Genomic DNA, 628 nt, shown 5'->3' with positions numbered 1-628 from the left:
GATGGAAGGTTATGCTTCTATAATTTATGATGAAGGCAATAAAAAAGAAGCGTTAGATATTTGGAGAAAAATGGCGAATACTGGAGATGCTGGTTCTATAATATTTCTTGCTGCACAGTACCTACATTCATTACCACAAATCACTTACCCAGAAAAAGACGAAGTGCTCGGTGCTGCTTATTCGAAAATATATCTAGACTCGATGGGCACAGATAAAGAGCATGACCTTTATGATATTTATAAAGAGAACTATCTTGAGGCAATGAGTCATTTATCAGAAGTCCAAAAAAAACAAGTCAACGACTTTGCTACTAAGTTCTTAAAGAAACATACAGTGAGAGCGCTTCGCTAATCTTGCTCTGCCCTATCATTAACAGCCTTAAACGCTTCCTCTATTAGAAGCGTTTTGCGCTGGTGAGTACCAAATACATAAATTTTAACCAACTGATTTATAGATAATTCGACTATGTATTTAAGCCTTCAAACAAATTATTGCTCCGCAATTTTTAAGTGCTACTTTGTATGCGGTAATTAAGGATTAATAAATAATGCAAAAAATAAAAATAGGTTATCGGTGGCTGTTATGTTTATGCCTGTTGTGTGCCTCACAAATACAGGCACAAACAAC

At 35.4% G+C, this 628-nt stretch carries 1 pseudogene; it reads left to right on the top strand.

Annotated features, from left to right (window positions below):
• Positions 1 to 352: pseudogene (locus VXS03_RS20090) on the top strand (hypothetical protein); the annotation flags it as partial.
• Between the last annotated feature and the right edge of the window lie 276 nt (positions 353 to 628).

Source organism: Photobacterium sp. S4TG1 (assembly GCF_036040035.1).
In the GTDB taxonomy this organism is placed as follows: Bacteria; Pseudomonadota; Gammaproteobacteria; order Enterobacterales; family Vibrionaceae; genus Photobacterium.
The sequence above is the reverse complement of the archived record's forward strand: the minus strand, read 5'-3'. Positions and strand labels throughout refer to the sequence as shown.